This is a genomic window from Protofrankia sp. CiP1_Cm_nod4, from assembly GCF_982290645.1.
The window spans coordinates 40697-51188 of sequence record NZ_CEVIVC010000032.1; the positions used below are offsets into that span (position 1 = coordinate 40697).

General features: G+C 71.7%; 6 protein-coding genes. 2 read left to right on the forward strand and 4 right to left on the reverse strand.

What is annotated here, in order from left to right:
* Window positions 1-29: 29 nt before the first annotated feature.
* From AC5LSR_RS08790 to AC5LSR_RS08800, 3 genes are all read right to left on the reverse strand, one after another.
* On the reverse strand, window positions 30-1946 hold the full coding sequence (locus AC5LSR_RS08790) for a glycosyltransferase 87 family protein (protein ID WP_250281563.1): 1917 nt from the start codon (window positions 1944-1946) through the stop codon (window positions 30-32).
* Window positions 1947-2491: 545 nt separating this feature from the next.
* A complete protein-coding gene (locus AC5LSR_RS08795) occupies window positions 2492-5137 on the reverse strand; it encodes a transglycosylase domain-containing protein (protein ID WP_250286707.1) in 2646 nt (881 codons plus the stop codon).
* Between the two features lie 309 nt (window positions 5138-5446).
* Complete coding sequence (locus tag AC5LSR_RS08800; protein ID WP_250286704.1) at window positions 5447-5854, reverse strand: DUF5318 family protein; 408 nt, start codon at window positions 5852-5854, stop codon at window positions 5447-5449.
* Window positions 5855-6399: 545 nt separating this feature from the next.
* Between AC5LSR_RS08800 and AC5LSR_RS08805 the strand changes: the two genes are divergently transcribed.
* Window positions 6400-7071, forward strand: a complete 672-nt coding sequence (locus AC5LSR_RS08805; protein ID WP_250286702.1) for a PadR family transcriptional regulator — start codon at window positions 6400-6402, stop codon at window positions 7069-7071.
* A 75-nt stretch (window positions 7072-7146) separates the two neighbouring features.
* Window positions 7147-8217, forward strand: a complete 1071-nt coding sequence (locus AC5LSR_RS08810; protein WP_250286700.1) for an inositol-3-phosphate synthase — start codon at window positions 7147-7149, stop codon at window positions 8215-8217.
* Between the two features lie 240 nt (window positions 8218-8457).
* On the opposite strand, the gene AC5LSR_RS08815 is transcribed toward AC5LSR_RS08810, so the two are convergent.
* On the reverse strand, window positions 8458-9834 hold the full coding sequence (locus AC5LSR_RS08815; protein ID WP_493468338.1) for an MFS transporter: 1377 nt from the start codon (window positions 9832-9834) through the stop codon (window positions 8458-8460).
* Between the last annotated feature and the right edge of the window lie 658 nt (window positions 9835-10492).

The following is a 10492-nucleotide window of genomic DNA, read 5'->3' on the forward strand; positions in this document are numbered from 1 at the left end:
ATCCGCCAGCGGGCCATCCGGTGCCGGTGTCACGGGCTGGTACCCGCGGTGGACGGTCCGCCTCGCCGCCCACCGCCGGCCATCGAACGGTGGGGAGACATCCGGTAGCCGTCCCGGCGCGCGTCCCGGCCGGCATCCGCGGTGGCTCCGGCGACGGCCTGCGCCGGGACGGCCGTACGGCGCCGGCCACGACGGTCCGGGACGCCATCGAGAACGCCGCCGGCCGGGTCGTCCGCCCCGGTCGCGCGGACCACGTCCAGCTCCGGTCGCAGGATCTCGCGGATGACCAGCCCGGCCAGCACGCACAGCATGAGATCGCGGATGGCGACAGCGCCCACGAACCAGCCGCGGCCGATCCCGTGCGCTGCGTTGGTGTCGTTGTAGACGAAGTGCAGGAACCGGGTGAGCAGCACGTACGCCTCGCTGGCCTGCCAGGCGAGGAACGCCGGCCAGCGCGGCCTGGCCAGCGCCGCCAGCGGTACCAGCCACAGCGTGTACTGCGGGGAGAAGACCTTGTTGGTCACCAGGAAGGCGACGACGGTGAGGAACAGCAGCGCCGGCAGCCGCGGCCGCCGCGGCGCGAACCAGCCGAGCGCCGCGATGCCGACCAGCAGCGTCCCGAGAGCGATCATCGAGACGACGTTGAGGGTGCCGGTGGGGATCCCGTCGTCCCGGACGCTGCCGAGCACCTTCGGGACCGCGACCACGACCAGCAGCCAGCTCACCAGCCCGGCCAGCGCAATCGGTAGCCGCCGCGCCGGCCAGCGCGCGGCGGCCGCGAAACCCGCCGCCACCAGCAGCAGGCCGGCCAGCAGCATGGCGATCAGATGCAGCGGCCCGAACGCCCGGGGCGAGAAGGAGCCGGCCAGCCAGGTCGCTGCGAACGCCAGGGAGTCCCAGTCCGGGCCCCGCTGCGAGTTCAGGTCGACGAAGCGCAGCATCGCGTTCGTGGCCCCGCCGGGAGCATGGCCGTCGAGCAGCGCGAGCCAGTCGCCACCGGCCCGGAACGTCGTCCAGATGCTGTCGCCGGTGCGCTGGTCCTCGGTGAAGTAGCCGGCGATCAGCCACAGCGGCACCCACACGGCCGCGGCGGTCACGACCGTCGCCGCCATGGCCCGCACGAAGGCCCGGCCCCGGCCCGCGCGCAGGGCCAGCACAGCCAGCGGCAGCAGGAACAGCAGCGGGTAGAACTTGGTCGCCGCCCCGAGCCCGAACAGGATGCCGGCGAGCACGGGCGCGCGGCGTGACCAGGCCAGCAGTCCGGCGGCGGCGAACGTGACCGCGACGATGTCCCAGTTGGTCAGCAGATGCAGCACCAGGGCGGGGGCGAGGGCGAACAGGGCCGCGTCCCATACCCGGGCCCGGCCCGCCGCCAGCGCCGTACAGAAGACCGCCACGCAGGTCATGACCAGGAACAGCAGGGCCGTGACGTCGTAGAAGACGGCGGTGCGCTGGTCGATGGTGTAGCCGGCCAGCACCTGCCTGCCGTCCTCGTTCCGGTACACCGGCTGCGACGGCGAGGCGACGCCGGCGACCGACGACGCGAACTGCATGACCGCGCCGATCAGCGGCGGGTACTCGGTCGGGTAGTCGAGGAAGGGGCGCTTGCCCGTGGCCAGGCCTTCCTGGCCGTAGAGGGCGACCACGTCGGAGTAGCACATCCGCGTGTACTGGTACTCGTCCGACCAGTTGCGGGTGTCCCGGCAGGGCAGCTTCTGCGCGTACGCGAGGACGCAGGCGAGGATGGTGAACGCCATGAGCATCCGCAGCGGCGTCCACCAGCTCCGGCTGGCGCCGATGCGGGCGTGATCGCCCGGCGGGCCGCCGACGAGCATGCTGGCACCGGCGACCACCGGGTCCTCCCGGGACGGGCAGACCGGGGTGACGGGTGCCGCCCGCGGCGAGCGCTCGCCACCCGTCCCGGCCGCCAGCGGCCGCACGGTCATCCGCGGGCCCACCGGGACCGCCCGGCAGCCCACCGCGGCATCCGGTGGCCGGGCGGGCGGGCCGGTCGCCGCCGGTGCCGGTGTCCTGCCACCTCGACGCGGTGGACGCCGGCATCGATCCGGGAGATCCCGGAGGAGCCAGGACGGGTCTGACGGATGTCCGATCGGGCGGGCGGCACCCAGCCGGCCACCCGTCGCGTTGTCGCCGCCCATGGCCCGGCTGTGGAACGCCCCCTGTCCGGCGCTGCGCGCCGCACGGGGACCCCGTTGTCCTGCGCCCCGCGGGAGGCAGCCTGGATCACCACCCGCATCGGCCAACATCCATCAGAGACGCCCTGGCCATGTGCCATTGTCACCCGTGCAACACGCCCTCCCGTTCGACGGTGGGGGGATCCGGCCGGTCCCGGTCCGGGGAGCCCGTGGGAGCCGCGACCGACGGCTCCCACCCCGTGGAAGCCGCGACCGACAGCTCCCACCCCGTGGAAGCCGCGACCGACAGCTCCCGCGCCATGGGAGCCGCGACCGACGGCTCCCGCGCCGCGGGCTCAGGCGGTCGGGTCCTGGTCAGGCGGTAACCTGCCGTCGTTGATCCTCGGATTCCCCGGCTTCGGGGTCGGTGACTGCTCGCCCTGCCCGCCGGTGGACGCGGTCGGCTCCGCCGACGGTGGGAACAGCGTCGTCGGGCGCCCATGGCGGTCGCGGTCGGGTACGTCCGCGGGCGGCGTCACCTCGGGTGAGGCGGTGGGCGTCGGTGAGAAGGTCGGCTGCGGGGTCGGCGACGGCGACGCGTTGGTGACGGTGCCACCGTACTTCGGCGTCGGGAAGCTCTGGGGTGCGACGCCCTTGAGAGCGCCGTCCATGAAGGCCTTCCAGATCTTCGCCGGGTAGCCACCGCCGTAGACACCGCCGGTAGCCCCGGGGATCCCGGTCAGCGCGGTCGCCTTGCTCACCCCGCCGTCACCGCGGAACATGTTCACGCAGGCCGCGACCTGCGGGACGTAACCGCAGAACCACGCGGTCCGGAAGTTGTCGGTGGTGCCGGTCTTGCCGGCTGCCGGCCGGCCGTCGGCGAGCTGCGCCGCCTTGCCCGTGCCGCTCTTCAGGACCGACTGCAGCGCGTACGTCACGTCGGCCGCCACGGTCGCGGGGATGGCGGTCTTCGCGTTGGTCGGCCCCTCATAGATGACCTTGCCCTTGCCGTCGATCACCCGGTCGACCAGGTGCGGGGCGACGGCCTTGCCGGCGTTGGCGAAGGTTCCGTAGACCGCGACCATGTCCTTGGCGGTGATGCCATCACGGCCGAGGGTCACCCCGCCATCGTCGGTCAGTGGGACGTCCTTGTTCACCCCCAGGGCGCGCGCGGTGGAGATGACGTTGCCGATGCCGGCCTCGATGCCCAGCGGGACGTAGACGGTGTTGACCGACTCGGCGGTCGCGTCGATCAGGTTCAGGTACCCGAAGTTGCCGTGCTCCTCGTCGTTGCGGACCACGTACGTCCCGCTGCCGTCGGCGGCCTTGCCGGGAATCTCCAGCACGTCCGGGGCCGCGTAGACCGACTTGAGGCTGACCCCCTTCTGCAGCGCGGCCGCCAGTGTGATCGGCTTGAAGGTCGACCCCGGCGGCACCTGCGCCCCGGAGACGTTGTCGACGTAGGAGGTCTGGCCGTTGTCGCCCTTGCCGTAGATCGTGCCCCCGTACCAGGCCAGCACCCGGCCGGTGCCCGGCTCGACCGCGACCAGGCCGGTCTTCAGGTCGGGAACGGCGGTGTAGGGCTTGGCCAGCACGTTCGTCACGGCCAGGTAGGCGGCGGTCTGCCGGCCCTGGTCGATGCTGGTCTGGATACGCAGGCCCTCCAGGTTGATCTGCTGCTCGGTGATCCCGGCCGCGATCAGCTCGTCCTTGGCCTGGTCCCGGATGTAGGCGGCCTGCGGGGAGGAGACGGCCATGCCGTTGGACCTGTCCCGCTCCTGGGTCACCGGCGGCTTCTTCTCCGGGGTCGCGCGGGACGCGTCCAGCCAGCCCTTCTCGACCATCGTGTCCAGCACCTCGTGCCACCGGCGCTCGGCGGCGGCCGGGGTCACCCGCGGGTCCAGCGCGTTCGGGGAGCGGATCAGCCCGGCGATGACCGCGCCCTCCTCCGCGCTGAGCTGCTTGGCCGGCTTGCCGAAGTACGTCTTGGACGCGGCCTCGATGCCGTACGCCCCCCGGCCGAAGTAGATCGTGTTGAGGTAGGACTCGAGGATCTCGTCCTTGGAGTACTTCCGGGCGAGCTTGACCGCGAGGACGATCTCCTTCATCTTACGGGAGAAGGTGCGTTCCTGTGTCAGATAGGCGTTCTTGGCGTACTGCTGGGTGATGGTCGACCCGCCCTGGGAGATCTCACCGCCGCGGACGTTCACCCACAGCGCCCGGGCGATTCCCCGCGGGGAGATGCCGGGCTCGCTGTAGAAGTTCTTGTTCTCCGCCGCGAGCACGGCGTGCTGGACGTCGACCGACACCTCGGAGAGCGGGACGTCCGTCCGGTTGACCGTCCCGATCTTGGCGATCTCGGTGCTGCGGTCCGCGTAGGTGATGATGGACGTCTGCTCGGCGGCGTTGACGGCCGCCGGCAGCGGTATCTTCGTCAGGGAGTAGAGGACGGCGACCAGCGCGGCGAACATCAGCACGCCGGACAGCAGCCCGAACATGACCAGCCGCCGCAGCCACAACGGGCGGTTCCGCCAGAACATCGGCCCCCGTCTTCCCTGGCCCGGCCGGACCGGTGGCTGCTGCGCCCCGCCCTCGAGGCCATGGCGATCATCGGCGCGTCCCGGCGGCACGCCCGGGGGATCCGCCGGGCCCGCGCCGGCACGCGCACGTCCGCGGACGCCGTTGACCGGGGCCGCGGCAGGGACGTCGTCCGGGCGGGGACGGCGGACGTAGGTGGTGGAGTCGGCGGTGCGTTCCCGGACGCCGATGCGCTCCATGGTGGCCCGGTCGGTCGTGTCGTACATGTTGGTGACAGGCCTGTTGGTGACGGGCCTGTTGTCGGCAGGCCGCCTGTCCGCGGGCTGGCCGCCTCGCTCGTCGCGCACCGCCGTCCGGCCCGCGTCGCCGTACGCGGCACCGCCGGGGGTGGCACCCGCCCGGTCGGAGCCGTCACCGTCGGGCCGGGCCGCCCCGTGCGGGCGGCTGTCCAGGTGGCCGTTCACAGAGCCGACATCCGGATGATCCCCTTCGGCCGGAGCACGGTCGGCCGGGGTACGGCGCACATGCGTACGGCCGTCGTCATCGCGCGGGTACACGTCCCGATCGTAGATGTTGGCCTCACTGACAGTCCCGTCCGTGGCTGCGGGAGTGAACCCCGCGTCGTCGGTGGCTGCTGTCAGACGGTACGCCGCCTCCCACAGGCACACATGCACCGGGTTCCCGCCAACACGTGGGAAACCCGGTGACGGCGGGCCCGGGCCCCGGCCGTCCCGCCGCTCCTCGTTCTTGTTCCCGGCCGCTCCTCTTCCCGGCTACTCCTCGGCCGTCCTGCGGCGGGCCGTCCGCCTGACCCGGGGCCGGCCGGTCCCGATCACGAACGACATGATCAGGTGGTTCCAGGAGCAGGACGTGCAGACCTCCACGACGTAGACCCGTAGCTCGCTGAACTGCCGCGCGAGGGCCGGCAGGTCCCTGGTCGCCCGCACCCGGCCGGAACTCACGCCGAGCTCGTCACCGTAGGTATATGTGACGTTGATCAACGGCTCGCGTCCACGGCAGACCGGGCAGCGCCTGCCGGTCGCCTCCCCGTGGTGCTTGGCCGCCCGCAGCAGGTATGGGTGCGCGTCACACACATCCGTGGCCGACACTCTGCCGGCATGCAGGTCAGCGAGTGTCGCCCGCCGGGCGAGCGCGTAGTCGACAACCGACCGTGGACGCATGCCATAAGACGGTACGCCGGATGCGTCGCACTGGCAGACGCTCCGGACACAAGCCCCTGCGACACTGGAAGAGCTCCGAGTACTGAACACGGTACGTGATGGTTGTCCAGGCAAATACCGACAAGGGTGAGCTCCGGGCCGATGGCAACGATCCGGCCATCCCGGCTTTCCGCGCCGGACACCCCTGGTTGCCTTCGTTATCCCGAAGTGGCATGCTCGATGTATCGAAACGATATGTCATGCAGAAACGTCCCGACCGGAGACGTCCCGACCGGAGACATCCCGACCGGAGACGTCGCAGCTGGAGATATCCCGGCCGGGTGCGGCACCGGGCAGGTACGGCCCCGCACGGCTCACGCGGATACGGCTTCGCGGTGATACGGCCCGCGGCGGCACGGCTCACCGCCGGACCAGCACGTCCCATCACCGGGCCAGCACAGCCAAAAAAATCAAGCCGATGGATCGCGACGCGGAGCCGTCCCGGACACACCGGTCACATCAGTGTCACGGCTGACTTCCGATGACTTCCGAGGAAAGGAGCGAGGATGCTGGAGCTGGCCGTCCTCGCGCTGCTCTCCGAAAGCCCGATGCACGGCTACGAGCTGCGCAAACGCCTCAACACCGTGCTGGGGACCTTCCATCGCTTCAGCTACGGCTCGCTGTACCCCTGCCTGCGCAAGCTACAGGCCGAGCACTACGTCACGGCCGACGACTCCAGCGCCGCGAACCGTCTCGGCGGCCGCAGCCGCGTCGTCTACACCCTCACCGCCGAGGGCAAGGAGCGCCTCGCCGCCCTGCTCGGTGAGGGCGGCCCGTCCTCCTGGGAGGACGAGATGTTCGGCATCCGGTTCGCGTTCTTCGGCAAGACCGACGCGGACGTGCGGCTGCGCATCCTCGAGGGCCGCCGCGGCCGGCTGGAGGAACGGCGTGAGAAGGTCCGTTCCGCCCTGGCCAGGACCCGCGAGCGTTTCGACTCCTACACCCTCGAGCTGCAGCGCCACGGCCTTGAGTCCGTCGAGCGCGAGGTCCGCTGGCTGACCGAGCTGATCGAGACGGAGCGCGCACAGGCACCGGCCGGCGGACGGGCGCGCCCGGCGGCCGCCGGGCCGTCCAGCGGGCCGCCCATCGAAACATCCACAGAGTTGTCCCCGGATCCGGCGCCGCCGACGCCGCCGGATCCGGGGGGAGACGGCAACGAGGCCCCGCCCGCGCGTTAGTGCCCGCGCCGGCGTGCCGCCTCGCCCCGGATCCCACCCATCCGCCTTCCACAATCGCAGAAGGAGCAGACCGTCATGGGTTCGGTACGTGTCGCCATCGTCGGCGTAGGCAACTGCGCCGCATCCCTCGTCCAGGGGGTCGAGTACTACCGCGACGCTGATCCGTCCGCACAGGTCCCGGGCCTGATGCATACCCAGCTCGGGGAATACCACGTCGGGGACCTGGAGTTCGTCGCCGCGTTCGACGTGGACGCGAAGAAGGTCGGGCAGGACCTGTCGGAGGCCATCGGCGCCAGCGAGAACAACACGGTCAAGATCGCCGAGGTGCCTCCGCTGGGGGTCACGGTCGCCCGCGGGCACACCCTCGACGGCCTCGGCCGCTACTACCGGGAGACGATCGCCGAGTCCGACGACACCCCGGTGGACGTCGTCGCCGCCCTGCGCGAGGCCCGGGCCGACGTCCTCGTCTGCTATCTGCCCGTCGGCTCCGAGGAGGCGGCGAAGTTCTACGCCCAGGCCGCGATCGACGCCGGCGTCGGCTTCGTCAACTGCCTGCCGGTGTTCATCGCCGGCCGTCCCGAATGGGCGGAGAAGTTCCGTGCCGCGGGCGTCCCGATCGTCGGCGACGACATCAAGTCGCAGGTCGGCGCCACCATCACCCACCGGGTGCTCGCCAAGCTGTTCGAGGACAGGGGCGTCGTCCTGGACCGCACGATGCAGCTCAACGTCGGCGGCAACATGGACTTCAAGAACATGCTCGAGCGGGACCGGCTGGAGTCCAAGAAGATCTCCAAGACGCAGGCGGTGACCTCCCAGCTCTCCCACGAGATCGGCAAGGACAACGTCCACATCGGCCCGTCCGACTACGTCGCCTGGCTGGACGACCGCAAGTGGGCCTATGTCCGGCTGGAGGGCCGCGCGTTCGGCGACGTGCCGCTGAACCTGGAGTACAAGCTCGAGGTCTGGGACTCCCCGAACAGCGCCGGCGTCGTCATCGACGCGGTCCGCTGCGCCAAGATCGCTCTTGACCGGGGTGTCGGCGGGCCGCTGCTCGCGGCGTCCTCCTACTTCATGAAGTCGCCGCCGGAGCAGTACCGGGACAACATCGCCCGGGACAAGGTGGAGGAGTTCATCCGGGGCGAATAACCCACCCGGAGCGAACAGCCTGCACGGGGCGAACAACGGCACGGCCGTCCGAGGCGGACGACGACCGCGGAGGCCACCGGTGAACGGTGCCCGGCTACCCGGAGGGGGTGGCCGGGCACCGCTGTGTCCGGCCCCGGTCAGGTGTTGTGTCTGGGGCCGGTCAGGCGTTGTGTCAAGCACGGTCAGGCTCGGACGTTGGTGTCGGGCCCCTGAATTCGGGGCCCGGGGCCCCGGGCTCGGTCAGGCGGGGGCGTCGGCGCACCGGTGGGGCTGGCCCGCCGCGCTGGGATCCGCCGTCGCGGTGGCCGCGGGCAGGCGGCGGGCGGTGGCCACCGCCGGCCCGGGAGCCGGCGTCCGCGGGCCGCGGGCCCGCAGGTACAGCAGCGCGCACACGATGAAGCCGCCGCCGGCGACCAGCACCATGACGGGCGACCGCCCGGTGGGCGGCAGGGTGATCGCCGCCAGCGCCGCGGCGGCCACATAGGCCACGTTGAACAACAGGTCGTAGAGGGAGAAGGCGCGGCCCCGGTAGGCGTCCTCGGTCTGTTCCTGGACGATCGTGTCCACGCAGATCTTGCTCGCCTGGGCGGCGAACCCGATCGGCACCGAGGCCGCGATCAGCAGCGGTGACGAGAACGGCAGGCACAGGGCGATCTCGGCGATCCCGGCGACGAGCAGCACCAGGCTGATCCAGACCTGCTTGCTGACCAGCCGGGTCACCCGCGGGGTGGCGAACGCGGCCACCACCGTGCCCACCCCGCTGGCCGTCACCAGCAGCGCGAGACCGCCGAGGCCACCGTCCGCGCCGGTGAAGTAGTTGCGGTAGAGCAGGACAGCCATCACCGTCGTCAGGCCGTACGCCGCCCGCGAGCCGGTCAGCGTGGCGAGCGCGTACCGGGCCGGGCGCCGCCGCCACAGATGGCCGGCGCCGGCCGCCAGCTCCACGACCACCTGCCGGGCCTCACGCAGGACCCCCTGCCCGGGTGTGGGGCGCAGTGGCCCGAACTCGTACCGGCCGGCGCGGCCGGCGGTACCCGCGGCGGCCAGGTAGGCCACGGCCGCGAGCGCGGCGACCAGGGCGACGCCCGCGTCGTCACCGCCGGCCAGCCCCCGTACACCGCTGCCGATCCCGGCGCCGACCAGCGTCATGACCGTCCCGGACGTCACCGACAGGGCGTTCGCCGTCACCAGCCGCCCGGTCGGGACGACGACGGGCAGCCCCGCGGACAGCGCCGCGAGCACGAAACGGTTCACGCTGAACACCGCGAGCGCGCTCGCGTAGAAGTCGGCGCCGGTGTGGCCGGCCGCGATGAGCAGGACGAGCAGGACGAGCAGCACCGCCCGGGCCAGCGCGCACACCACCAGCACCCGCTGCCGGGAGATCCGGTCGAGCACGATCCCGGCGAACGGGCCGATGACGCTGAACGGCAGCACCACGATCGCCAGCGACGCCGCGAGCGCCGTGGCCGACGTCGCCCGTTCCGGGGAGAACAGCACGTAACTGACCAGGCTCGCCTGGAACACGCCGTCGGCGGCCTGCGAGCTCAGGCGGGCGGCATAGAGCCGCCGGAATCCCGTCAGCCCGAGGAGCTGTCGCAGATCTCCGGCCCGCGCCACACCCCTGAGCCTACGGACCTGCCCCCGCCGGGGCGCGGCCCGCTCGACGCCACACCCTCGACGCGACCACGCGAGGCACGCGCGGTCCCTGCCGCGACGGCAGCCCTCCCTGCCCGTGGCCTGCCCTGCCTGTGGCTGGAGCGCCGGTCAAGTAGCGCGGATCCCATCTACGACCACCCACCCGTACAGGCCATGATCCAGGTGAGTTTGTCGTTGTGTACGCTTTTTGGTCGCAAAAGCGTACACAACGACAAAGTCGCGCCGATCTTCTCCGGTGGCTGGCTTCTATCGAAGCGTGCCACCGTTCGGGGGGATACGCATGGTTACCTGACCAGCACTCCAGCCGCAGCCCTGCGGCCACCCCGGGCCGTAGGTGAAAACCGTCGTTCCCATAGCGGTAGCCACCTACGGCCTCCGCTGCCGTAGGTGGCTACCGTCGCGATGACAACGGTTTCTACCTACAGCGGAGGGGCAGGGCTGAGCACCAGAGGCAACGTCGGGGGCGGAGCCCCGCCGGTTTCTGCCTACGGCCGGGAGCCGGGGGGCAGGCCGGGCTGGGCGCCAGGGGTGGAGCCGGCACCGGAGCCAGGGCCAGTGTCCGAGGCTGGGCTGGCGCCGGGGCCAGGACTGGTGTTGGGGCCAGGACTGGGGCTGGGGC